16 protein-coding genes and 4 pseudogenes are annotated in these 24,835 nt (G+C 60.0%); 9 read left to right on the forward strand and 11 right to left on the reverse strand.

Annotated elements, in window-relative coordinates; all coding sequences use genetic code 11:
• Window positions 1-39 precede the first annotated feature (39 nt).
• Complete coding sequence (locus tag GYH34_RS20570; RefSeq protein WP_161915425.1) at window positions 40-1,500, forward strand: TolC family outer membrane protein; 1,461 nt, start codon at window positions 40-42, stop codon at window positions 1,498-1,500.
• An 83-nt stretch (window positions 1,501-1,583) separates the two neighbouring features.
• Here the strand turns inward: GYH34_RS20570 and GYH34_RS20575 are convergent, their stop codons facing one another.
• The gene (locus GYH34_RS20575; RefSeq protein WP_161915426.1) at window positions 1,584-7,916 is read right to left on the reverse strand and encodes a S8 family serine peptidase; all 6,333 of its coding nucleotides are present in this window, start codon (window positions 7,914-7,916) and stop codon (window positions 1,584-1,586) included.
• A 40-nt stretch (window positions 7,917-7,956) separates the two neighbouring features.
• On the reverse strand, window positions 7,957-8,487 hold the full coding sequence (locus GYH34_RS20580; protein WP_161915427.1) for a hypothetical protein: 531 nt from the start codon (window positions 8,485-8,487) through the stop codon (window positions 7,957-7,959).
• Between the two features lie 272 nt (window positions 8,488-8,759).
• Between GYH34_RS20580 and GYH34_RS20585 the strand changes: the two are divergent.
• Window positions 8,760-9,713 (forward strand): annotated as a pseudogene (locus tag GYH34_RS20585) (IS5 family transposase); the annotation flags it as partial.
• On the opposite strand, the gene GYH34_RS20590 reads toward GYH34_RS20585, so the two are convergent.
• On the reverse strand, window positions 9,674-10,132 hold the full coding sequence (locus GYH34_RS20590) for a hypothetical protein (protein ID WP_161915428.1): 459 nt from the start codon (window positions 10,130-10,132) through the stop codon (window positions 9,674-9,676). The pseudogene GYH34_RS20585 and the gene GYH34_RS20590 sit on opposite strands and share 40 nt — an antisense overlap.
• A gap of 115 nt (window positions 10,133-10,247) precedes the next feature.
• Between GYH34_RS20590 and GYH34_RS22090 the strand changes: the two are divergent.
• Window positions 10,248-10,537 (forward strand): annotated as a pseudogene (locus GYH34_RS22090) (transposase); the annotation flags it as partial.
• Here GYH34_RS22090 and GYH34_RS20595 read toward each other — a convergent pair.
• Both GYH34_RS20595 and GYH34_RS20600 read right to left on the reverse strand, forming a co-directional pair.
• A complete protein-coding gene (locus GYH34_RS20595) occupies window positions 10,516-10,728 on the reverse strand; it encodes a hypothetical protein (RefSeq protein WP_244635429.1) in 213 nt (70 codons plus the stop codon). The pseudogene GYH34_RS22090 and the gene GYH34_RS20595 overlap by 22 nt on opposite strands.
• Window positions 10,729-10,815: 87 nt before the next feature.
• Complete coding sequence (locus GYH34_RS20600) at window positions 10,816-11,178, reverse strand: WGR domain-containing protein (protein WP_348983932.1); 363 nt, start codon at window positions 11,176-11,178, stop codon at window positions 10,816-10,818.
• A gap of 424 nt (window positions 11,179-11,602) precedes the next feature.
• On the opposite strand from GYH34_RS20600, the gene GYH34_RS20605 reads away from it, so the two are divergent.
• Together GYH34_RS20605 and GYH34_RS20610 are read left to right on the forward strand one after the other, a co-directional pair.
• Window positions 11,603-12,706 carry a Fic family protein gene (locus GYH34_RS20605; RefSeq protein WP_161915430.1) on the forward strand — a complete coding sequence of 368 codons (1,104 nt, stop codon included), beginning with the start codon at window positions 11,603-11,605 and terminating at the stop codon, window positions 12,704-12,706.
• Window positions 12,703-13,638, forward strand: a complete 936-nt coding sequence (locus GYH34_RS20610; RefSeq protein ID WP_161915431.1) for a recombinase family protein — start codon at window positions 12,703-12,705, stop codon at window positions 13,636-13,638. The genes GYH34_RS20605 and GYH34_RS20610 overlap by 4 nt, the downstream gene beginning before the upstream one ends.
• Window positions 13,639-13,681: 43 nt before the next feature.
• On the opposite strand, the gene repC is transcribed toward GYH34_RS20610, so the two are convergent.
• The 5 genes from repC to GYH34_RS20635 form a co-directional block, all read right to left on the reverse strand.
• Window positions 13,682-15,016, reverse strand: a complete 1,335-nt coding sequence (gene repC, locus GYH34_RS20615) for a plasmid replication protein RepC (protein WP_161915432.1) — start codon at window positions 15,014-15,016, stop codon at window positions 13,682-13,684.
• A 182-nt stretch (window positions 15,017-15,198) separates the two neighbouring features.
• On the reverse strand, window positions 15,199-16,185 hold the full coding sequence (gene repB / locus GYH34_RS20620) for a plasmid partitioning protein RepB (protein WP_161915433.1): 987 nt from the start codon (window positions 16,183-16,185) through the stop codon (window positions 15,199-15,201).
• Complete coding sequence (repA, locus tag GYH34_RS20625) at window positions 16,182-17,405, reverse strand: plasmid partitioning protein RepA (RefSeq protein ID WP_161915434.1); 1,224 nt, start codon at window positions 17,403-17,405, stop codon at window positions 16,182-16,184. The genes repB and repA overlap by 4 nt, the downstream gene beginning before the upstream one ends.
• Before the next feature lie 1,759 nt (window positions 17,406-19,164).
• On the reverse strand, window positions 19,165-19,587 hold the full coding sequence (locus tag GYH34_RS20630; protein WP_161915435.1) for a type II toxin-antitoxin system VapC family toxin: 423 nt from the start codon (window positions 19,585-19,587) through the stop codon (window positions 19,165-19,167).
• Window positions 19,584-19,838, reverse strand: a complete 255-nt coding sequence (locus tag GYH34_RS20635; protein WP_161915436.1) for a plasmid stabilization protein — start codon at window positions 19,836-19,838, stop codon at window positions 19,584-19,586. Before GYH34_RS20635 ends, GYH34_RS20630 begins: the two co-directional genes overlap by 4 nt.
• A gap of 176 nt (window positions 19,839-20,014) precedes the next feature.
• Between GYH34_RS20635 and GYH34_RS20640 the strand changes: the two genes are divergently transcribed.
• The 4 genes and pseudogenes from GYH34_RS20640 to GYH34_RS22100 all read left to right on the forward strand — a co-directional run.
• On the forward strand, window positions 20,015-20,722 hold the full coding sequence (locus GYH34_RS20640; RefSeq protein ID WP_161915437.1) for a DUF2161 family putative PD-(D/E)XK-type phosphodiesterase: 708 nt from the start codon (window positions 20,015-20,017) through the stop codon (window positions 20,720-20,722).
• Window positions 20,723-21,741: 1,019 nt separating this feature from the next.
• Window positions 21,742-21,897: pseudogene (locus GYH34_RS22095) on the forward strand (IS1595 family transposase); the annotation flags it as partial.
• Window positions 21,894-22,298, forward strand: a complete 405-nt coding sequence (locus GYH34_RS20645) for a hypothetical protein (RefSeq protein WP_161915438.1) — start codon at window positions 21,894-21,896, stop codon at window positions 22,296-22,298. The pseudogene GYH34_RS22095 and the gene GYH34_RS20645, both read left to right, overlap by 4 nt.
• 441 nt (window positions 22,299-22,739) lie before the next feature.
• Window positions 22,740-23,016 (forward strand): annotated as a pseudogene (locus GYH34_RS22100) (hypothetical protein); the annotation flags it as partial.
• A 3-nt stretch (window positions 23,017-23,019) separates the two neighbouring features.
• On the opposite strand, the gene GYH34_RS20650 reads toward GYH34_RS22100, so the two are convergent.
• Window positions 23,020-24,831 (reverse strand): ABC transporter ATP-binding protein, encoded by a 1,812-nt coding sequence (locus GYH34_RS20650; RefSeq protein ID WP_244635430.1) that lies wholly within the window; start codon window positions 24,829-24,831, stop codon window positions 23,020-23,022.
• Window positions 24,832-24,835 lie beyond the last annotated feature (4 nt).

A 24,835-nucleotide genomic window follows, 5' to 3' on the forward strand; every position in this document is an offset into this window, starting at 1 on the left:
GTCTTCGTCGAGTGCGGCTAATATCGAGAGCGTTGCGTGATGGCGTTTCGAAATTTGGTCCGATGTGCGGCGTCGGACGTCTGTGCTAGTGGAGTTCCGTCCGGGCGAGCCCTCTTGCTCGGCGCGGCTCTGATCGCCTCGCTCACCGGCCGCGAGGCGCGGGCGGAAACCATGGAGTCGGCGCTGGCCAAGGCCTATGTCGGCAATCCCGATCTCAACCAGCAGCGGGCCAATGTGTGGGTGCGCGACGAGGATGTCGCCAAAGCGGCCGGAGGCATGCGGCCGAAGATCAACGCCTCCGTCAATGGCGGTCCACAATTCAATCGGCTGCGCCAGCCGGCGGGTCGCAACAGTTCCAACGAGCGGCTCTACAGCATAGAGCAGACGATCGGCGAGCCGCGCGCCGCGGCCTTCGCGTTGTCGCAGCCGCTGTTCGATGGATGGCGCACGGATAATTCTGTCCGCCAGGCCGAGTCCAGCGTGTTCGCCGCACGAGCGACGATGCGGCTCACAGAGCAGACGACGCTCCAGAACGGCGCGACAGCCTATATGAATGTGTTGCGCGACACAGCCGTTCTCGATCTACGCCGGAACAATATTGCCGTTCTGAAAGAGCAATTGCGGGTGACGCGGCAGAGGCAGGAACTCGGCGAGCTGAGCCCGACCGATGTGGCGCAGGCGCAAGCCGCGCTCGCCCACGCGGAAATGGAATTGAATTCCGCTCAGGCCGGGCTCGAGGCCAGCGCCGCCAATTTCCGTCAGGTGATCGGCGTCGAGCCGCATCATTTGGAGCCGGCGGCGACGATCGAGCATTTGCTACCGAAATCTTCGAGCGAGGCGATCGAAATCGCGCTCGCCGAGCATCCGAGCATCGTTGGGGCGCAGCATCAGGTCGACGCCGCCGAGTCGGCGGTGAAAGTCGGCGAAGGGGCCCTCCTCCCGACCGTCTCGGCGAACCTGCAAGTCAATCAACAATATGAATCCTTCTTCGGCATTCCGGGCACGCGCCAGTTCACAGCGCAGGTGAGCGGCGCGCTGAACGTGCCGATTTATCAGGGCGGCGTCGAATATGCGTCGATCCGCCAGGCCAAGGCGCAATTGCGTCAAGCACGTTTCAACGCCGACCTGCAGCGCGATGCGGCGCGCGCGGCGGTCGTCTCTAGCTTCAGCCAGTTGAAGACGGCGATCGGCTCGATCACCGCGGGGCGGGTCGCGGCGAAGGCGGCGGAGGTGGCGCTGAAGGGCGTGCGAGACGAGGCGCAATTGGGCCAGCGCACCACGCTCGACGTGCTCAACGCCCAGCAGGCGCTACTCAATGCGCGCGTCGATCTGGTGACGGCGCAACGCGACCGCATCGTCGCCGCCTACGCCGCCCTGGCCGCGCTCGGTCGCCTATCGGCCGAGCGCCTGCGGTTGGAGACGACGATCTACGACCCCGCACCCCATCTCGAAGAGAGCCGCGGCAAATGGTTCGGGCTGGACGGTCCGGGAGAAAAATAGCACAGAGCGCGCTCCGCTTTCGCGAAGCGCGCTCTGTGTAATGAGTGATCCAGTCCCGACGCCACGCCCGTCGAGGCGTCTCGTCAGCTCGGCGCATTGAACGAGAAGCTAGCGGGACCGCCGACATAAAGACCGAGCTGCGCGCCGTTTATCGGGGCGCCGTTATATGTCGCGCTGTCGACATAGAGATTGCGATCGGTGTCCGGCGAGAACCAATAGGCGTCGTTCAGAAAATCCACCGATACGACGTGATTTCCAGCTCCCCAGTCGCCGAGAACGGAGATCGTGTCGGATGTTCCAGACGCATGGGACGACCACGCCGTCAGCATGTCGCCTATCTGATTGCCGTCGACACTGATCGTATATTGCGCGTCGCCTTGCCATGCGTCTTCCGAAATATGCAGCGCCAAGGTGTCGGGGCCACTTCCGATCGTTTGGGTCGTATCCGTGACGGAAAAGCCGGCCGACCCGGCGGTCAAAAATGTCAGCTGCGAACCAGGAACCGACGTTCCATCATAGGTCGCCCCTTCGACATACAGATTTCTGTCCGTGCTCGGCGAGCCGCCATAGGCGTCATTTAGGAAGTCTAGGCTCACGGAGTGCGAACCCGGAGCCCAATTTCCGAAAACCGTGACCGTGTCGAACTGACCGTCGGCATGTGAAGACGACGCCGTGAGGACATCGCCGATCTGATTGCCATCCACGCTCACCGTGTATTGAGCGTCTCCCTGCCACGCATCTTCGGAGATTTGCAGAACCAGCGCATCGGTCCCGCTGCCGATCGAAATATGCGGACCTTCTTGGGAAGGGGGCAAAGCCCCGAATTTGAACGAGTTCTGTCCGAGGCTCGACGAATCCACACCTTTGAGCGTTATCGCATTCGCGGAATCGATCGTGATAATGGTATCGGCTCCAGATTGGCTGATCGCGGGGAGAAGATGCGCCCAATCGGCGAATAGCGCCTCATCGAATTGAAGGGTGTCGCTCGATGTGAAGCCATCGATGATGTCATGACCGAGAGCGCCGCCGCGGAACACGAACGTGTCGGAGCCTCTGCCCGAATAAAATCTATTGTCGTCACCATTGCCGATGACGGTCGCCGTTCCGTCTCCGAGATATACGGTGTCCAGCTTGGTCCCCGCAGCGATCGAGAGTCCTCGACCGTCAATGATGCTGTCGTGGCTCCCTGCGTTCAGATCCAAGAACACGGTCCCTGTTGTGGCGGCGACATTGATGACGTCGCTGTATCCGGAGCCTATCAGCGTGGAACGCGCCCCATTATTCGGATCGTAGAGAGCGCTTCCGACCGCGCCGGACAACTGGGCGAATTCATCGGTGTAGACGAACACCTCATTGTTCGTGACATTCGTCTGCTCCATCGAAAATCTGACCGCGGTCACGACGGCCTGCGACGCGGCGCCGCTCGCGTCCGTCACGCTGAGCGTCCAATTCCCGGCAAATTTCTCGCCCCAATCGGCGACGGTTTCGAATGTATAATCGAAAGTCGTCGGCGTGAAATCATTCGCCGTGTCGGGGCCGAATTGCGCCGCGTCGGCGGCTTGGCCGATCACAGATCCCGGCCTCGCCATGAGAGTGCTCGTGACGCCGGACGGCGATGTCAATGTAATGGTGAGATTGCTGCGAACGGCATTGGTGATCTCGACAAATACCTGTAGCGCGCCGAGCGTCAAATTGCTGGATGCGGTATATGTTGTCGAGAAAGTCCCGGAAGCGAGATTTCCGGAAACGGACATTTGTCCACTGCCGCCGTATGAAGTGTTACGGTCAGGGGAAGTCTGCCATGTCTCTGCGAGTCGAACAGCCGCGAGAGCGTCGACCTCGCCGAACCCGTAATCTGGACTGTAATGCAGTCCCCCGCCGTTCCAGTTCTTTGCTCCGTTGAAAGCCCATCCTGATCCCGCCGCGGCGCCGGCGATAAAAGGATTCGTATCGCCTGGGTCGACCTTTCTCGCCGAATAGGCGAGGATTTCTTGGACATCCTGCCAGTTGAGCGTTGGATTGGCTTGCAACATGTCGGCGACGATGCCCGAGACGATCGGCGCGGCGAAGGACGTTCCCTGCGCCGTTTGGATCGAGGCGCCGAAACGCTGCCCATATTCATTCGTATAGGTTACGCCATCGGACGAGATGTCATTCGCAGGAGCGGAAACCAGTATGGAATAGCCTGCGTTGCTGAACGGCGCTCCCGAAACATGCAATGTCGAAAGATCGCTCACGGCGTTGATGCCGCCGACGGTGATTTCGTAAGGCGAATTCGTGAGTTCGAAGTCATTGGTGTTCCCGCCGCTCGCTCGGTTGTTTCCTGCCGCGACGACGACAATCGTTCCCAAGGGCGTTCCATAATACCCGCGGTCGGGGTCGTCATATGGCCGCCCCCGTTCTATGGCGTTTTGGAGAGCCTCGGTTTCGGTGGGGCCGCCGCCGGACAAGGAGATATCATAGAAGGGCCGGGTTATGCCGAAACTGTTGTTGGCGACATCATAGAGTGACCAGTCGAGAAGATTGATCAAGTTCAACGGAGCCGGCCCGACAGGGCCGACGTACTCGCTGTAAATCGTCGCACCAGGCGCCACACCGACCGCTCCCTCGCCGTCGATCGCGGCCCCGATGACGCCCGCGACCAGCGTCGCATGGGTTCCGATTTGATCGGTCCCCGAGGCGCCCTCGATATGATTTGAACCGCCGGCGTTGACTGCCAGATCGGGATTGGAGAAATCGACATTGCCTGAGAGGTCGAAGACGCCGACCTTGACGCCGGCGCCGGTATACTCGTTGAGGATCGGAAGGACATTCGCGGCCTGCAAGAACCATTCGTCGTCGAAAAGCGGATCGGTGGGCTGCGACGGGACATTCAAATAGACGGTCGCCGCCATCTCCGCCGTATCGGTCGTGCCGAGCTGGGCGACCGGAAGGCCATTTCGACCATCGCTGTCCTGCACATGGTAGCGAAAGCTCATCACTCCCGTAAAGCTTGCCGCTGGGGTGAAGGTGACAGTCGACCCGTCCGCGCTCAGCGCGACGACGCCGCCTCTCGCCTGTCCATTCGCGCCGCGCCCGATCGCGTTTCCGTCCTTGTCCACGAGCTCGCGGATTGTTAGCGTCTTCCCCGCATAGTCGAGATCATTGGCCAGGAGCCTGGAAGCGGCGATCACATATTGGCCCGAGCCGTTGATCGTCGCGTCACTGCTACGGCCGACGTTCAACTTGTCGACGACCGGCATGCCGAAGGCATCTGTGACGTCGATTTGCGCGATATCTGAGAAATCGAGCGCGTCCACATCTTTCATCGTGACGGCGCCGTCGCCGTCCTGATTGCCGATATTCGTGACGGTAACGGAGCCGTCGGCATTGTGCGTGAGCGTGTAGTCGGCGTAGCTGCCATGGAGTCCGAGCACGGAGAAGCCGCTTGCATTGCCGACCACGGTCATCGTCCCGGAACCGGCATAGACCAGCGTATTGTTCGTTCCGAGCACGACGATGTCATTGCCCGGACCTCCATAGATGACATCGCTATTTGGCGCGCCATTGGTCGTTCCAGAACCGCCATAGATGACGTCATTGCCGCTGCCGGCGTGAATGACCGAGCCACCGTCGCCGGCTTTGATCAAATCGTCACCGGTTCCGCCTGACAATGCATCATGCGCGGTGCCGCCGATGATAATGTTGTTGCCCGACCCGCCCTGGATGAAGACGTTCCACGTCGTTCCGGACGCATTGAAGACGCCGTCGCCCGCTCCGCCCACGACCTCCTGGAGATTGGCCGACGCGAGATCGATCGTGATCGGATTGGCGTCGTCCACCTGGGCGATGTTGAAGCCCGTCCCGCCATGGACGATCGTCCGCGAATTGATGAGAAACACCGTGTTCCCGGCGCCGCCGGTCAGCGTGTCGGCGCCGCTGCCGCCGCCGAGCCAATAGGAGCCAGTGTCGCCCGCCGCGACGGTGATCGTGTCGTTCTGATCGGAGCTGAAAATCCCTGTCGCGCTGCTCTGTATCACGACGGTCTGAGTCGTGTTATCGAAGAGCTGGCCATTCGACAGCGTATAGGAATGCGCCGATGCATTCCGGGAGATGAAGCTCTCCGTCGACGGCGAGAATACCGGAACTTCTTCCAGATCGGCGCCGGCAAAGTCGGAGTGCACATAGGTCAAATTATAAGTCGGCGCGGGCGTCGACCGCACGATGACGCCACCGCTCGTTGCAATCATTTGATCGCCGAGACTGTTGCCAGAAAGGTCGACGTCGGCAGCCTGGCCTGTCGAGCCGTCGCTTCTCGTATAGGTCGTGGTATAACGGAGCGCTCCTCCGGCCGAAGCGGCGCCAGAAGCCGCGCCGGTGAGGCCAATCGATGTGACGCCGAGCTGAGACAAGGTCTTCAGCTCGCCGGAATCCGTAACGCCGTCGTGATTGTCGTCCTGCCAGACGACGACTTCGCTCCAATAGCTGGCGCCCGTGCGTGAATCGATTTTCGAGGTCGCCGCCGAAAAAACCGTCGTCGATGTCGACAGAGACGCCAGAGCAGCCAATCCATTGGCGTATCGATAGCCCGAGGCTCTTCCGTACCAATTCGTGTCGTGGAACCAGCCGTTATTGAAGTCCTGCGAGAACAGCTCGGTGATATCGTCGATCTTGCCATTGCCGTTGAGATCGAGCGCCAGAATGCCGGTTCCCGGCGCGACCCAGCTGGTCGCGTGCAGCTCGCCGTCGGCTGTGATCGGCGCCGAGACCTGCGGCGTTCCGTAGACCACGCTGGTGTTGAAATAGACGGGATCGTCGAGCCAACTCGTTGTCGCCACGCCGGCTCCCGAGAGATCGAGGACCAACGGATCGGTGTTCTGCCACGAGCCCGACTGGGCCGAGGCGTCGTTGCCGGTCAGATCATATTTGACGCCATCTACCGTGATGGAGACAATTCTCGCTCCGTAATCGCTGCTGCGCAGGCTCTGCGACCGCGCGACCGGGCTCTGCGCGCCAGGCCGATAGCCGCCCGTGACGATGCTCGAAGGTGAGCTATTGGCGACGCCATTCTCATTTGCATTCGGAAAGACCACTTCGATATCGGGGCCGGCGACAAGGAGCCCGCCTGCAACTACACCCGAGGGGTCAGAGACAAAGGGCAGCTGGCCGAGCGGCACAGAGCCGAGATTCACGACATTGACGCCGGTCAGCCATTGGTTGGAGACGGGGCCGGTGGGGGTGTAGACGGGGATATTCGCGCTGACGGAGCTGGCGAGCGCATTCGCCCTAGCGCTGTCGGACGAGAAGCCGCCGCTCGTCGAGAAGCCAATGAAGCCGACTCCGGTGGAGGTGATCTGGCCGCTGGAGTTGAAGTAGTAATTCGTGCCCAAACTGCCGTTCGTCGAACCAACACGGATGACGCTCGGATCGACCTGGATATCTGTCGCTTCGAATGTCGTTAGGCTGAAGCCTGGAACTCCTTTGACAAGGAAGATATTGCCAGTGCCGTCCACAGTTGTCTTGCTGCCAATTTCGAATGTAAGCAATGCATTGCTCAAATTGACGATGTCACCGACTCCGGAGACATCAGCCAACACGTCGCCAGTAGCCTGAAACACAGTTACTTGCTTAAATGCAAATGTCTCATCTGAATTCAAGCCAACATTAGTCTCAATTATGCTCCCATCAGGATATCTTATCTCTTGCCAAACTTCATTTCCTGCGGCATCCGAATTTGTAGTTACCTGGATATTACTTTGTGTGTCTTGATTTACTTGGTATGTGCCTCCTTGGTCTAACGCATCGTTTGTTCTGTTACCATCAAATCTGCGCGCAGCTCCGTTTCCAAAGGAAATCCCGGGAGGATTGGAGGTTGTTCCAGAACGCCAAACCACGCCTCCATTTGAAAATGTTAGCTGATCCCCCTCAGGTGCAGGAATAACCTGAGAATTATTATCATAAATTCCTTTTGTAATAAGAACATTGGACGCCTCCATCTCCTTTTCAGCCTGAGTGGTGTTTTTCATCACCACGTTCTCGTCTGGGTCCATTCCTCGAGCGAAAGGACGCGGGTTCTTTGCATTTGGCGCGGTAGCATGCATCATTTCATGCGTGTACTCATCAAGAAACGTCGCAACACGGAAATTTGCCGTATTATTCTGACTCTCTAACAAAGGCGTTCGCGCCGTCGATATAAATATATCCCAACTATGGCCGTCTGCATCAATTGATGAATACGCATACCGCTTTTGGTTATCTACAAAGATCACGTTTATATTAGTAAATTTATTGAAAAGAGAAACCTCATTTGATCTAAATGTTTCCGATTTTTGGATAGCAGTAGCTATATCCGTCGCAGCACCATTTTCATTATTTGAACCACCAACTGGTCCACCAAATATATTGTATGAGTGTCCATTGATTGTGAATTGTGTCATTACTTGTCTTCCTTCTTTTAATCGCGCGAGTCATTTATATTTAAAAAAAGTTAATCATTCCGCTACCAAATATTGAAACAAATATGACCCTGCCGCCGTCTCTAAATTTAATGAGACGAAAAAGGCGGCCTTTCCTATCATGCCGCAGCTCCTCTTTTATATTTATGATGCTATCGCACCACACCGTAGCAAATATGTCGTTATCTATTGTATTTATATTTATAATATATGGGCACTTAGAATCTGTACACACAAACTTGCCGCGTGGGCGGTAAATATATATCTTTGTATTAGTCGTTTCAATTTCATCATAATATAGCTCTATTTCTTCTATATCAATAGTATTAAAAAGAAAGGCCATCTGACGCTCAACGTTCGTCGGAATATCGTGCACTTTGATCTTTTCTGCCCCCCAATAACCTGTATCATGGAATGAATACGTGGGAGTCGATGAAAGGCATATGGCAGCTCCTGTGAGCACTCCGATCAGCCGCGGCACAGCGTAACGCCAAACTGCCCCAACGAAACTGACCTTGCCTTCTTCGCACGACCGAGCAATCGGCAGACCCATGGGAAGTGTCCTTTATAGCTTTCGAGTCGCCTCGGGCTCTTCCGTCACCGAGCTAATCTCCCTATAGATGGAGTCTATCCATATAGATGCACGGCGCAACCCCAACGCGATATGTTTTCGGATTTTATTTCGACGATCACCCGCCGGGACACCCGAGCCATTCCGCTATCGAACCACCGCTTTATTGAATCGACTAGCAGGCTGTTGAAAAAGTCGCTGGCTCTCGAAATCTCGATGTGATTCAGTCATCTCGTGACTGCGAGGGATGAGCCATGCGGGGCGGGGACGGGCGATCGGGGTCGCTTTTCAGTTACGTCGATCTCGAGGCGCGAGTGGGCAAGAACCATCCGCTCCGGACGATCCGTCAGCTCGTCAACGAGGCCCTGTCGGGGCTGGAGAAAGAGTTTTCCGCGCTCTATTCACCGATGGGCCGGCCGTCGACTCCGCCGGAGAAGCTGCTGCGGGCGATGCTGCTGCAAGCGTTTTATTCGATCCGCTCGGAGCGCCAGCTCATGGATCGGCTGGAGTTCGACCTGCTGTTCCGCTGGTTCGTGGGGCTGGGGATCGACGACGCGGTTTGGGATCATTCGACGTTCTCGAAGAACCGCGACCGCCTGCTCGAAGGCGACATCGCCGTGAAGTTCCTGAACGCCATTCTGGCGCAGCCGCGGGTGAAGCGACTGCTGAGCACCGACCATTTTTCGGTCGACGGCACGCTCGTGCAGGCTTGGGCGTCGATGAAAAGCTTCAAGTCGAAAGACGGAGCGAACGAGCCGCAGCCGGACGAAGGCGGCGGTCGCAACAAGGAAGCGGATTTCCACGGCGAAAAACGTTCGAACGAGACGCATGCGTCGACGACCGACCCCGAGGCGCGGATCTATCGCAAAGGGCCGGGCAAGGAGGCGAAACTCTGCTTCATGGGCCATGCGCTGATGGAGAACCGGCATGCGCTTTTCGTCGGCGCCTGTCTGACACCGGCGGACGGCCACGCCGAGCGCATCGCGGCGCTTCACATGATCGAGCCCCACGCCGATCGGCCGAGGCCAATCACGCTGGGCGCCGACAAGGGCTATGACGCCGAGGACTTCGTCAACGAATTGCGCGCGATGAAGGTGACGCCGCATGTCGCGCAAAACAACAATGGACGCGCCTCGGCGATCGACGGACGCACGACGCGCAATGAGGGCTACGCCATCAGCCAACGTATCCGCAAGAAGATCGAAGAGAAATAGCCCAGATGTCGAGGATCATGCGGTCGAAATCCGGCTCGATCGAGTCCTGCGATCACGGCGTAACGAAGCCGCCGACGATATTCCGAGTCGTCGTAGTTCGGCCCGCCGGATACAGTCACAACCAGCGGGATCGTATCTGCGTCAAGCTTGGGCGATGATCCGGCCGGAAGAGCTCGCGTGCACTCCGATTTTGCGTTTCGCGCTTGCGCAATGGCGGAGAACGGGTCCTGCCACAGTCGCGCGTCAGCCTGCGGGGCAGCCTCGCGGATCGCCATCTCGCTTGAGCTCGGACGCGAAGGCAGCAGCGGCGCTTCGCGATAGATGAAGGCCGCACCGGTCATGACGAGCGCGACGACGATCAAGCCATTGCCGGCGAGAGCGCCGCCCTGCGGCCTACTTTCGTTCTCGGTCATGGGCGAACTCCCATCTTCGCTGTCGCGACGGGGGCCAGATAATTCGCTCTCCCTGAGTGTCGAGCCCTATCGAGCGGGCTCTGTCGCGAATTTTTCTCGCGGGTCGGTGGGGGCTATGATCGCCGGGCGTGGGGGCAGGCGGAATTGTGGGATGATCGATTTCAAGGGCAGCCATTTCGAACGCGACCTGATCCTCTGGGGCGTCCGCTGGTATGTGGCTATCCGATGAGCTACCGTTAACTCGAGGAAATGATGGAAGAGCGAGGCGTCGACGTCGACCATTCCACGCTCAACCGCTGGGTCGTCAAGTATGCGCCTTTGCTGGAGAAACAGTTCCGTGCTCGCAAGCGCGCGATCGGATCCAGCTGGCGTCTCGATGAGACCTACGTGAAAGTCAGAGGCTGCTGAAAATACGTGTATCGGGCGGTCGACAAGGCAGGCGTGCTCTTGATCATCATGTTGACGCTCTGGGGATCGAGCGCGGCGGCGCTGATGTTGCACCACTTGTCGATCGATCGAAACAGCGGGCCGGCGTCGATTTTCGCGTAGGCCAGCCAAGCGCGCAACGCATCGACGGGCCGACCAACAACCAACACACTTGCAATCCATCTCTATTGTGGAATGTCACACGCTCGACCGAGCCGACGAGCGTTTCCCGCGAGGCTCCGCTCTGCGGAGGCTGCTCACTCTTCATGGCGGGGCTCCGGCGCTTCCGAGGGCTTATGGCCGCTCGATAATCTGACCGTCGCCATTAGAGGCTGCGCCGCGGGCGAGGCGTCGACGACGCGATATTCGACCCCGCAGCGCCGAACCGCGCCGTTCCGGCGGCGCAGCCCGTCGCCCACATAGGCGCGCGCCTCGTCCTCCGATCCGAATTCGCGCGCGAATGTTCGGCCCCGGCAGCCGATCCGGCCGAAGGAGACGCGCACGATCCAGGCTCCGAACAGATCGCTCGGCGACGGGACTGGAACGAAGCCGCTCGTCGAAACGCGCGAGGGCGTCGGACGCGCTCTCGAAGGGCGCTTGCAGGCGCTCGAATGGAACAGAGGCGGGAAGAGCTAGTCCCATTTTAATCCTGTGCGAATCAAGACATTTATCAAGCTATATTGGATTTAACTTGAGTGATAGAAGATGCTTTTTTCTCTTTCACGGGCCGGGTCAAAATGCGTCGCCGCGGCTGCCGAAAGCAAGCCTCGGAACGGCTCCGGAGGCGAGCTTTCGGCCCGCAAATCGACGAAAAGGCGTGTTTTTCCGGCCCCTCTCCTGCTTTCCCTTGGGTGGGATCGGCGAACTTCGCCCATCGGATGCGATTTCAAACGACCGGTTTATAGTATCTTGTGACTGTGTATATATGTGTTGCGCGGAAGCTAAGATGTCGATAGAATTCAGAATCATCGACACGTTTTCGGCATTTGTCGATCTCATCGACATGTCTAGGACAATCTGTCGATTGACTGAGGCTTCATCGACATGTTCGACCCTGCGCGCCCTTACAATGACCTTCCGGCCCTGCCGCCGCTCCAGGACGTCGAGACCAAGGCCGTTCTCAAGGCCTGCGTCGGGGCCCGGGCGGCGCTCGCGGAGCTCAAGATCTCTGGGCAGCTAATCCCCAACCCGTCGGTTCTGATCAATTCGATTCCGCTCCTCGAAGCGCAAGCAAGCTCCGAGATCGAAAACATCGTCACGACCGCGGACCGGCTCTTCCGTTTCGCCAACCGGCCGGAAACCGGCGTCGACGCGGCGACCAAGGAGGCGCTCCGCTATCGCACAGCGCTTTATCAGGGCTTCGAAAGGCTGAAGGATCGCCCGCTTTCGACGAGGAGCGCCATCGAGATATGTCGAACCATTAAAGGAGTGGACCTCGATATCCGCGCCACCCCGGGCACGGCGCTGCTGAACGAGGCGACCGGCCGAGTGGTCTACACTCCCCCCGAAGGAGCCGAACTTCTGCGCGACAAACTCGCCAATTGGGAGCGCTACATCCACGCGGATGACGGCGTCGATCCACTGATCCGGCTCGCCATCTTGCATTACCAGTTCGAAGCGATCCATCCGTTCACAGACGGCAACGGTCGCACTGGCCGAGTTCTCAATCTCCTGTTCCTCGTCGAACAGGGATTGCTCGACATCCCAGTCCTCTATTTAAGCCGCTACATCATTGATAATAAGAAGTCCTACTACGATGGCCTGCTCGCCGTCACGACGAATGACGCGTGGGAGCCGTGGATTTTGTTCATGCTCGCCGCCATACGCGAAACCGCGACATGGTCGACCGCCAAAATCTGGGCGATCCGTAGTCTGCTCGACGGGACTGCCGAACGTATTCGGCGCGACTTGCCGAAGATCTATTCTCGCGAATTGGCTGAGATCATATTTGTCAATCCCTATTGCCGAATAGCTGACCTGGTCGCCGCGGGCGTGGCCAAGCGCCAATCCGCTTCCGTTTATCTGAAAGCCCTCGTGACCCTCGGGCTTCTTCAGGAGATTGAAGCAGGCAGAGAGAAAATTTACACGAACCCGTCCCTGCTGACGCTTCTCTCCGACCGCGGCGGATCGGACGTCGTCTCCCGATGACGGATTCGAACGTCAAGGGCCAGCTGATCGGCTACGCCCGCGTCTCGACCGAGGATCAGGTCACGGACGCGCAGACCGATGTGCTGAAGGCCGCCGGCTGCGTCGAGATTTTTCGCGAGCACATGTCCGGGGCGAAAGCCTCGCGGCCGGAGCTGGCCAGGGCGCTGGCGCGGGTGCGCCGCGGCGACGTGCTGGTCGTCGCGCGGCTCGACCGTCTGGCCCGCTCGCTGTCGCATCTCCTCACCGTGATCGCCGAGCTCGACGCCAAGGGCGCGCATTTCAAGTCGCTCGCCGATCCCATCGACACGACGACGCCGCAGGGCCGGTTCGCCCTGCAGGTTCTCGGCGCCGTGGCGGAATTGGAGCGCGCTTTGATCCGGGAGCGCACCAAGGACGGCCTGCGCGCCGCCAAAAAGCGCGGCCGCATCGGCGGGAATCCAAAACTGCGCGCCGGCGACCGCGACGCCATCCAGCGCATCGTCGACGCCAAGGCGGCGAATTATTTCGAGCGCGTCAACCGAACGGCCGAGCATTGGCTACCGGTCGTCCGGCAAATGCGCCCGGATCACCGCTGGCAGGATGTCGTGCGCGTGCTCAACGCCAAGCGTGATCGCGCCAACGGCGCTCCCCTGCCCCAATGGACCGTCGAGCGCCTGAAGCGCGCGGTCAAATGCTTCGTCGCCGAGGGCTTGATCGAGCCCCGCCTCCTTCATCAAGCCGCCAGCCGAAAAATCAGCAGCGAGCGCCTCGTCACGCTCGTCGCCGGGATCAAACGGGCCAACCCGGATCTGACGCTCGTGCAAATCGGCGCGCAGCTCGAGGCCATGTATGAGCGCACGCCCCGCGGCGGAACGCGCTGGGCGCCCTCCTCCGTCAAAAGCCTGCTCGACCGCGCCGAAAAGCTCCGATTGCTCGACACCGAAACGCTGTGAGCGAGCGGACTGCCGAGGCTCGGTCCGATCATCCATCCCCGCGTCACCCTGTTTTCTTGCGCTCGCGCGCCGCCTTCGCAGCCTTGCCGCGCAGCAGGGCCATCAACACCGGCCCGAGCGAGAATTCCCCTGCCCTCGCCTTTTCGGTCAGGACGCGAAGATAGCCGCCGGCGCTCTTGATCTCATCGCCGCGTTGCAGGATCGCGGCGATGACGATCGCGGCGTCATGCTCGCCCAAGACGTCCAAGGCCCTCGACCAGGCGTCTGGCGAAACGCCGAGCGCCGAGCGCACCGTCGCCGCGGCTGCAGCCAAGTCTCGCCATGAGGAAATTTCGCCACTTGGGCCGTAATCGACGATGTCTGGACAGGCCTCCAGCACCATACCGAGCGGATAGGCTCGAAGCGCGGGCTTGGGATCGACAGTCTGAGAGCGTTGCGAGGATACTTCCGGCGCTCGAACGATCGGATCCCTGGCCTGTTCGAGATTTGGCTCGGATGGATCGGCCCTGCCTTCTTGAAGGCTAGGTTCAAGATCAGAAAAGTTTGTGGTTTGATTCTGTATGTGACGCTCAGTTTGAGACTCATTGCCGCTCATATTTTGAGCTTTTATATGCGTTTCCAGCGACTTGTGGATCCCGGCCGCCAACTCGGCCAATTCACCGGCCAAAGCCTCCAGATCGGCGCGGGAAAGCCCACGCCCATAGCGCCCCGAAAGCGTCGCATAGCGCTGATGCGCGTCGTCCCAGTCGCCCGAAACGCCCTCCTCCAATCCGGTCTCGATCATCTTGACGATGTCCCGCCGCGTGAGCGTGATCTTTTCGCGCAGCAGCGCGATCGCACGGTTCTCGGCCCGCACCTCCTCGGCGAGGTTCTCGATTTCGCTCGAACGCGCGACGAGCGGCGCGAGGTCGAAGCCGAAAGCGTCCTCTATTGCTCCGCCCTGCCCTTTCCGGGCGAAGCGCTTGCCGTTCGGAGAATCGCGGCGAATGATGAGTCCGGCGTCGACCAGACAGGCGAGATGCCGGCGCAGCGTCGCCGGCGCCATGCCATGAGCGCGGATCGAGAGTTCCTTGTTCGAGGGAAACACGACGATGCCGCCGCCGGCTCCAGCCCCGTCCTCGCAGCGCGAGTCATTCCCTGGCAATGAGAGCGCCGTCTCCTGGTGAAAGCTCAGCAGCGCGTGCAATACGGATAGCGCGCGCTCGGTGACGCCGAGCGGCTCTTTGGCTTCTGTGAGCGCGCGAAATAACCGCCATTTGTGGACGACGGTTTCGGATGCGCCCGACTTTGCGGCGAAATTCTCGGTCGCGGTCTGGCTCGCCACCATGGCGAGCGACAACGGCCGCCGCCCGAAGGGCGTCGTTGGACGTGTCTGCATGATCCTTTGCCTCGTTTAGGCAAAAGAAATCCGCTCGCCGAAACGGCGCCGACTCTTGACAGCGATTCGCGGAAGTGGGATTCTCAGTTTGCTAAAGACAGAGAAGGGCTTCCGGGACGGGCGTTTCGGGGGCCTTTTTCTTTTGCCGCTACGGTTCCTTTCTCGAGTTCAGGGTACGCGGTTCACGCGTCTTCACGGCGCTTGAACGCCGCATAGATTTCTGGCAGCTGATCGACAAGGTAAGCTCCGAAATCCGGATCGAGCCGGTTGTCGATGGTCAGTCGGGTCTGATCTTTGCCACGCTCAACGCGCGCGACCTGTTTCCCGTCGGAGGCCTTGACGACGTACGTCGGCGGTTTCTCCGGACGGCGAATTAGGGCGTTCAGGACGCGCTCGAACCGAGTATCGCTCGGTACTGCTGGGAAAGTCGGGTCCGAGATGATGTCCCGCCATTTTGCATCGCCTTGATTGGCCAGCGATGCCAGCTGCTCCCATCGCGGCCGACCTATCTTCGGGGCTGCGCCAATCGCGACGATGAGTTCTTCCGGCAGGTCTCTTGCGAGCGATATCATCGTCGACAAGTTTCCCTTTTGCACAGAGAGCGCCGACATCAACGCCGCTCGCGTGAATCCTCGTTCTTCAAGACGAGCTGCAAAGAGCGCTCGCTCGATGAATGATAGGTCCTTGCGATCTGTGTTTTCTTTTCCTTGTGCAACGATGAGTTCCTCATCGCTGAGTTCTCGCACGATTGCTCTGACTGAGCGGCCAAGTGACCGAAGCGCCGCGACCCGTCGATGCCCGTATGCGGCTTGATAGCGTCCAGGCGCATCCGTGCGAGGACGAACTAGAATCGGAACCTGTTGCCCGGCTTCCGAGATGCCTGCCTTAAACGCCTCGAAATCTTCCCCTTCGACATCATCAAGGCGATCGCGAATGAATGAGGGATCGACGAGGTGCGGGTCTAGCTCGACAACGTGCGCGCCCGATGCGAGCTGAGCCCTAAGTGCTTGGGCTTCTTCCGCATCATCCGACAGGCTTTTCAGCGACAGCCCCATCGCCTTGAGCGAACCCGATGCCACGGGCGTACGGGTGTGCCGATCTTCGCTCTGGGCGGGCGGCGCAGTGATCGGTGCCATCATTGCCCTGAGCTGGTCGCGACGCTTATTCATGCCGCCCTCCCCCAGGCCTCGAGAATAAGGGTCTCGATTTCTGCATGGACCGTGTCCAGCGCCTCGATCGCACGGTCATAGGTGCTACGAGTAAAGTTCTCGCGCCCGATCTCGTAGAGGGTCTGCTTAGTCAGGCCAGCATCTGCGATCGCAGTTGACTTGAGGATCGGGGTCGTAAGTACACGCTCTCCGAATAGGCTCCGCATGAGACCGACAATCTGGCCCTGTGGACCGTCGGATGGCTCATATCGGGTGATTGCGTACCGGAAGAAATCGTAGTCGGCATCCCCGCCGGCCTGCTCAACGACATCGAGAAGGCTGGATGTCATGTGTAGGAATTGGGACATCGATGCGACGTCCAACATTTGAGGATGAATGGTAACAAGAACGCTCCTGGCTGCGCAGAGCGCAGAGAGCGTCAGGAAACCGAGTGATGGCGGGCAATCGAGGACGACGATGTCATATCGATCTTCTACTGAGGCCAGCGCCGTCGCTATGCGGGAAAAGAACATTCGGTCCGAGCTTCTACGACCCTCCGCGAGTACGCGCGGTGTATCGTGCTCAAACTCTTGTAGTTCAAGATTGCCGGGGACAATGTCGAGACCGGCGAAATAGGTCGAGCGGATGACGTCGCTCATAGGACGTTGTTGGTCGTCGTAGCGAATCGCGCCGTATAGGGTGTCGTTTTCTTCTAGGTCGAATTCCGGCTGTAGCCCGAACAACGCCGACAACGATGCCTGGGGGTCCAGGTCTATCGCAAGGGTGCGGAAACCGCGCATTGCAAAATACTGCGAAACATGTGCGGCCGTCGTTGTCTTCCCAGATCCGCCCTTGAAGTTTGTGATGGCTATCACCTGGAGGTGGTCGCCGGTGCGCCTTCCCGGGAGGTAATTTGGCTTTGAGCGCGCGAGCGTCCGACGCACCTCGTGTATTTGTTCGAGCGTGAAGAGGCGTCGACCGCGAGCATTCTTTTCGGTTTCGGGAACGTCGCCTGCGAGGGACAGCTGCCGAATGTACGCGTCTGTGACGCCAACCAGTTTAGCCGCTTCCCCTGACGTGAACTTGCGTAGCTCCTTCTGTGCCGCGGGGGGGAATGCCCTCGTGCGGAGTTCCTTCAGCTGCGCGCTCAGCAGGGCGGCATCCGACTCGATCAAGCGAGTCAGCGAGCGCACCTTCTTTCCGGTGCGATGACTGGGGTCGATTTGTGCTTGTTCTGTCATCTACGCTCAATGCCGTTATTTTTCGTATTAAGCGTAAGCTCTCTCGTTTGGCTGAGTCGGTCAAGCGATTTAGAGTTAACACGCATTAACGACTGCGGCCCGGCATCGGCGATCATCCTTTCACTGAGATAGACGGCTTGAACCAAGTTGCGGTCCGACAACCGCGGCGAAGACACGGCTGAAGATGCTCGCTTGGGGCTCCTCTTGGTGTGCTTCGCGCCCGATCGACCGTGCGGAATTATTCCGGTCCGTGGGTTGGCGACCAATCGGGTTAAGAAGAACTGCGGCCTAGCGTGGGGCTGCATAGTCGACCGGCCGTGTTTCGACGATCGCGGCCCCCACTGTGCCACTTAAATGAAGTCGAATGGCTTCGGCTCGCACGCCTGAGCTAAACCCTACAGCCCGGTGCTAAGAGTTGCGCCGTGGCCCGTAGTCGGCGCGATTGCAGATCGCACTGCGAAGGGGGCGTTAAGGGGCTGATCGCGGCCTGCTGGAACGCCTCGACCACGCGGCCTTCGTGGCCCGAAGCAACGTGTCGAGCCATGCGGGCCGCTTGATCCACGGGGTCCCCGCGTTCGACTGCGCTAAGGATGCGTTTCGCACCCCTCTAGGTCGTGATCAGTGCCAGCAACCCCGTCGACGAGGAGAGGGTGCCTTTGGATAGCCTGTGGAGGCGTGATGGCTCCAGTGTTCTCAGCTGAGAACCTTAAGTTCTTCCGGCCGCCGCTTTACATTGCAGGTGTGTCGCACCCCGCGAGGTCCCGAGCACGCCTTGCTAGCACAGAAAGAGTTCTCAGCTGAGAACTTGCATTTATCGCCGATCATCAGCGGGACTTCTGTCCCGAGGATACCTCCCGCGTTGCGTCCGATCCGGAGGTAGTGTCTGACGAATTCACAGCGCCCGAACCTCCGTCACGGGACGGCGCCGCCAACGGCAACGGCCCAGCCTTCGAATGGAGGGCGGTGCCCGTAGCGCGCGCAGGTTCTGAAGACGCTCGACACCGACACCTTGCTCGCAGCCACGTGGCTCCTGCCCGCCGAGCAGAACGAGGCGCCGGTCCGGTGATGGCCAAGCTCGCCGTCGATTTCGACCGGGCACCGTCACTGATCTCGGTCAAGAACAGCAACCTCTTTTTCGTCGCCGAGCACTGCGGCCAATTTCAGGTCGCCTGGGCGCTGCGGACGATGACAACTGTGACGCCTTCCAATTCACGAAGAGGGGACCGAACCGACCGGTTTCCCAAACCTGCTGCGTTCGGCGCACGACGGGCACAAGCTAGCCTCAGCAACCCGGAGCGCACCGAAAATCCGAATACGATCGACTTTCGACCGAGGGACGAAGGCTTCGCAGGAGCGAGGCGTAGCGTAATGGCACCGGTGAGAGCCAGACGCATCTTCGTCAGGCGCCGATCTGCGCGCTGGGCGCATCGGCGGGCGGGGTCGCGGCGCTCAAATCGTTCGTCGGCCGTATGGGGGCCGACCTGGGCCTGGTCTTCGTGGTCGTCGTCGCATCTCGCGCCCGAACATCCGAGATCGCGGTCGGACCGAGTGGCACCCCGGCGAGGCTGGCAGACGGGCGAGATGTCCGCCGCGCGGGACCATCGGGACGAGGCCCAGCCCGGGCGGCAGATGGGCAATATGAAAGGTGATCCCGGGCAGCTTCGTGACATCGATGTTGTCAGCGACAGCACGGGGATCGCTCCGCTTAAGCAAGCGCCCGATTTACCACGCGACGTTCACGCCCTTGCAAACCGCCAGTTCAGGCCCCGGCGCTCCAGGGGTCGAGCACGGTTAGACCGGCGGCAGTGAATGCGCTGCGGTCGCGGGATGCAACGACGAAACCATGCGATGCGGCAATGGCGGCGATATAGCCATCCGGTGTGGGGAACCCCTTTCCGGCAGCGCGCGCCTTCACCGCCAGATCGGAATAGCGGCGCGCCGCGTTCGTCTCGAACGGGAGGATGCGGTCCGCGAACAGCTCCAGCACGCCTTCGAGCGCGGCGGTCAACCTGTCCTTGCGCTTGCCCTTGGGAAGCGCGCCGACGCCGAACATCAGCTCAGCGATCGTGACGCTCGAGAGATAGAGCGTTTCCGCCGCCTGCTCATCGAGCCAGCGGCGGACCGCCGGGTCCGGTTCGGGCTTCATCGCCTCGGAGACGACATTGGTGTCGAGCAGGATCATTCGAAGCGCAGCGGCTCTGCCGGCTTCTGCTCGCGGGCCTGTTCGAGGGCTTCGACGTCGGCGTTGGTCAGGCCGATCTTCCGGCTCATTTCCGCCAGCCCGCTTCCAAGGCGGAGACGATTGGCCGGGCGCACAGCGTTCTCCAGGATGTCGCGTATCTCCGCTTCCGTGCTGCGTCCGTGCTGCGCCGCACGGACCTTCAGCGCGCGATGGGTCTCTTCGGAGAGGTTGCGGATGGTGACAGCAGGCATGATGGCGTTTCTGTTTCGGGTGATAGTGATGCTATCAATATATGACATATGATAGCGTCAAGCAACTGCGCCAACTCGGCTCCCTTCGTGCCGCAAAAAACGGGCGCGGCTATTATGCTCACGGATTACCGATTCGTCGTCGAGCACAGGCTCGCGGCGCGCATCGAGGTCGAAGGTTGGAGACGAGCCTTTATCTCCCGGTCAAGCGCTTCCTCGAAGGGTTGGGGTTCGAGGCGAAAGGAGAGATATGCGGCTGCGACGTCGTGGCGGTGGATCGCGGCGCGCCGATCGCGCTCGTGATCTGCGAGTTGAAGCTGAGTTTCACGCTCGATCTTGTTCTCCAAGCCGTGGATCGATCCACGGCTTGCGACGAGGTTTGGCTCGCCGTCCGCGCATCGGCGCGCGGACGCGGACGCGAGTCCGACCCCCGCGTGAAGCGGCTCTGTCGAATGCTCGGCTTCGGGCTGCTCAGCGTGTTCACTTCCGGTAGGGTGGAGGTCTTGGTCGAGCCGGTTGCCTGGCGGCCGAGGCACAACGCAAAGCGCCGCTCTCGGATCCTCGATGAGCACCAGCGGCGCAGGGGAGATCCGGCGACTGGGGGCGGCACGCGACGGCCCATCATGACGGCCTATCGACAGCAGGCGCTGCAATGCGCCGGGGCAATGGCGCACGCGCCGGCCCGCGCACGCGATCTGAAGGAGGCCATTCCGGACGCGCCGAAGATTTTGCTTCGCAACGTCTACGGCTGGTTCATCCGGGTCGAGCGCGGAGTCTATGCGCTCTCAGACGCCGGACAGGCCGCGTTGGTAACGTGGAGGGCGCATCTTCCCGAACCGTCGGCCACGGGCGGTGAAGAGAGGCAAAAGAGGTCCGTTTTGCCCTGAAGGCACATGAGTCTTGTGGGGCCTCGCGGGACCGATTTTAGGGGAATGTCGGGAAGCTACTGTGCGCGGCAGTCACTGGACAGGTTGCTCCCGGGACGCGATCCGAAGGAATTTTTTTAAAGACAGCCTGTTCGACGAGCTGAAGAAGGCGTTGGCAGAACGTGTTCTGAACGCGGAGATCTGCGGCGTCGGCAGGGGAGGGGAGGGGAGGGGAGGGGAGGTCGTCGGATGCGTTCAAACTCTGCCCGCTGGCTGGCGGCCGTGCGGCCCCATCCCAGCCAGGTCAGCGAACACGGTTTTATGTTCGTTTGAAAACGCATCCAATGGCCGAAGTTCGCCGCCGCGACATAGTGGTGAGCAGGAAAAAGGCCCGAAAAACAGCCCATTTCATCGATCTGCGAGCCGAAAGCCCGCCTCCGGAACTGTTCCGAGGCTTGCTTTCGGCCGCAGCGGCTACGCGTTTCGATCCCGTCAGTGAAAGAGAAAAAAGCATATCCTATCACTCAAGCTAAATTCGAGATAAATTGATAACTGTCTTGATTCAAACGGAATTAAAATGGGATTAGGTCTTCCCGCCTCGGTTTCATTCGAGCGCCTGCAAGCGCCCTTCGCTAGTCTGCGGGGCGCGTGTCGCGACCCCACGGCATTCTCCTCACGACGGCCGCTGCCGGCGCGGGTGCCCTCGAGGACCAAGACGCGGTGGTGGATCAATCTCCTTGATCGTCTTGCCCTTGACAAAATGCTCGCGACGGATTCGTCCGATCGTCTCCACAATCAACATCCCCCACCGCCCGCCGTTTCAACCAAAACGGGTAGACTGTCTGGGCTTCACCAGAGGGGGGGGGGCAATTCTCGACGCCGGTTCCCCTCGTATGGGGGGCAAACTTGCACGCCGAATAACAGGGGGTCTGGGCGTAGCTGCGCATATGACGACCTCTGCGACGAAGCCGCGCAAGGATTGGCTGGCCAAGGCTGTGGGCGGGAAGCCCCGTCGTCCGGGGCGACTGGGCCTCGGGAGGGTGAACGGCCACCACGAGCGTCTCAAGACACTCATCAACCGGCACTTCCGGGGCGTCTCGACGAAGTATCTGCCGAATTACCTTGGCTGGGCGCGAGCATCGCGGCGGCCTGGATTCGGTGCGCTGCTCATCCTCGAACAGGCGCTGGCAGCATGAGATACGACCCGATCCACGGCTTCATGTCCCCCGGCGAATATGATCGCTTTGTGGGGTTTATCGAAGAACAGGCCGCCGCCGGTAATCTCAGAGAACTTCCCGTCGACAAGGAATATGGCAAGGGTGGCATTTACGATGGCCGCTGGTTTCTCGATATCGAAAATGCTGAAAGATGGAGGCTGGTGCCTCCGGACTTCCCATTTCGCGGCCTCTGGGAGCCAATTGCTCGACCTGACTATGTCGAGGTCTCCCGCATATCTCACGAGTTACAAGCCTCCCACGGACTGAATGCCTGTCAATGCGCTGGCAAATTGGCCTCTGCCGCACATGCCGAAGGAAAGTATGAGGAAGGGGTATTCTGGAGAGCCGTGGAAGCATCTCTGACGCCGCGCGGCGAATAGCCATCTAACCTCTACTCAACTCAGGAAATTAACCCTCTCCTGATTCCCCCTATCCACACCGAAGTGGAATTGCGGGACTATATTTAGAGTAGTAACTACGGCGCCGAAGGTCAATCTCGTCGACGCTTACATTGAAACAGTTGCAGTAGCGATTTGTATATATAACAACGATATAAGTTGTGCATGCCGTCAAGTATGGAATTGTTATGCTTTAAAACCAGCTCAAGCCTCGCGCTCGGCCGGCGTCTCTGGATGCGCCAGCGCCTCGACCGACTGCTTCGATCCAGCGGTTTCGAATATCTACGCGAACCGAACCTTTGCCGAACTTCACGCAGCTCGAAGCTCCGTCTCGACGCGGGCGACGATTCTCCTCGCCGCCGCTGTGAAAGTCGTCGCGGTCAAGCGGCATTTCATGAGCAGAAGGAAGCATCGAAAAGCAGCGAGTGGCGAATTTCTCCCTACAACAGTCGTTCGGTAGGGACTGCGTTTCGTCGCACGTGTCGTGCCTTAGGGTCTGACCGACTTTTTCGTGATTTGCGGCATGAAGGCTCAAGCCGCCTCTTCGATCGAGCAAGTGGCGTTGGTCACCGGCCATCGAGACTGGAAGATGCTTCGTCGATATACAGATCTCAAGCTAGAGTTGTTGCATGATCGGAAGAGTGGGATGACGGCTGGAATTCCGTGCGCGATCTGCATGAGAAGGAAAGGCTCTGCATAGGCGTCATGCATTCTGCCGATCGAGACGCGACCGCATCACCAGTTCCGAATAGGCTCGTCCTTGAGAAACGAGCTCGTCATGCGTGCCGCGCTCGACGATCCGGCCCTTCTGCAAAACGATGATTTGATCGGCCTGCCGCACCGTCGAGAGGCGGTGGGCGATCGCGATGGTCGTGCGCCCCTGCGACAGTGTCGCGAGGGCGGACGCCATGGCGTGTTCCGTCTTGGCGTCGAGGGCGCTGGTCGCTTCGTCGAGCAGCAGGATCGGCGGATCGCGGAGAATGACGCGCGCGAGCGCCAGCCTTTGCTTCTCGCCGCCCGAAAAGCGATAGCCTCGCTCCCCGACCAACGTCTCGTAGCGGTCGGGCAAGGCCATGATCGTCTCGTGGATCTGGGCGATGCGCGCGGCCCTCGCGAGCTGATCGTCGGACGCCTCCAGACAGCCGAAGCGCAGATTCTCTGCGACGGTCGCATGGAGCAGATAAGGCTCCTGCGTCACGACGCCGAGCATGTCGGCGAGCGTCTCGAAGCGAAGCGCGCGAATATCGACGCCGTCGAGGGAGATGACGCCCGTGCCCGCGTCATAGAGTCGGGCGAGGAGGTAGCCGAGGGTCGTCTTGCCCGAGCCGGTCTCGCCGACGATGGCCACATGGTTGCCGGCCGGAATGTCGATGGAGATGTCACGCAGTGCGGGAGTCGCGGCGCCAGGATAGGAAAAGGAAACGTTCTCCACTCGGACCGCTCCGCGCATCTGCGCCCGGTCGAGCGCGACCGTGTCGGCGCGTTGCGCAATCTCGACCGGCTTGTCGAGATAAGCGAAGATCCGCGCGAAGAGCGCGCGGGTCGTTCGCATCTCCCGCGCGATTTCCAAAAGCTGCTCGAGCGGCCACAACAATTGCTCCTGCAGCGCGATCATGGCGACGAGCGTGCCGATTGTGATCGGCGTGTCGGCCTCTATCAGCAGTCCGCCGACCAGCAGCGTCAGCGCCGGAAGCACCGAGAGTGCGAGGTTGATGAGCGCCCATTGCCATTCGCCCGCCGTATGCGCGCGAGCTTCGAGCTTCGCCACCTCTCCGGAAAGGCTCGAGAAGCGATGCGACAGATGCTCGCCGCGGTTCATCGTTCTGGCGAGGATCACGCCGGAGATCGAAAGCGTCTCCTGTATGGCCGACGACATGTCGGCAATGCGCTCCTGCTGCTCGAAAAGCAGCTTTTCGCGCATTCGCGCGACCCGATTGCTGATCGCCACCGTTCCGGGAACGATCAGAAAGACGAAGAGAGCCAATCGCCATTCGAGCAGCAGGATCGCTGCTGCGGTCATGATCACCGTGGCCGAGGAGCGCGCCAGCTCGTTCGCACTGGTGGTCACGAGCGATTGCAACCCGGATATGTCGCTGGCGATGCGCGACTGAATTTCTCCCGCGCGCGTCGCCGTGAAGAAACCGAGAGACAAGGATTGAAGGTGCGAATAGACCCTCACTCGCAGATCATGCATGATCGCTTGCCCGATCCCGACCGACAATATCACCTGCGCTGTGCTGAGGCTGGTCGACAGGACAGCGACGAACAGCAGGCCGACCACCAGCGCGACGAGCTGATGCAGATCGGAACGGGGCAGAGCCTCGTCGATGATTGCGCGCAAGAGAAAAGGCGACGACATGCCCGCGCCCGCGCCGAGGAGCATCAGGGAGGCGACAATTGCGATCTTGGCGCGGTAAGGCCTGAACAGCTCGAGAACGCGGCGCAGAGACACATGCGTTGCAGCGACTTTCTCGTAATCGTTATCGGGCCGGTCCATTGCAGGTGTGGCGGTCATTCGA

The organism is Methylosinus sp. C49 (genome assembly GCF_009936375.1).
Lineage (GTDB): Bacteria > Pseudomonadota > Alphaproteobacteria > Rhizobiales > Beijerinckiaceae > Methylosinus.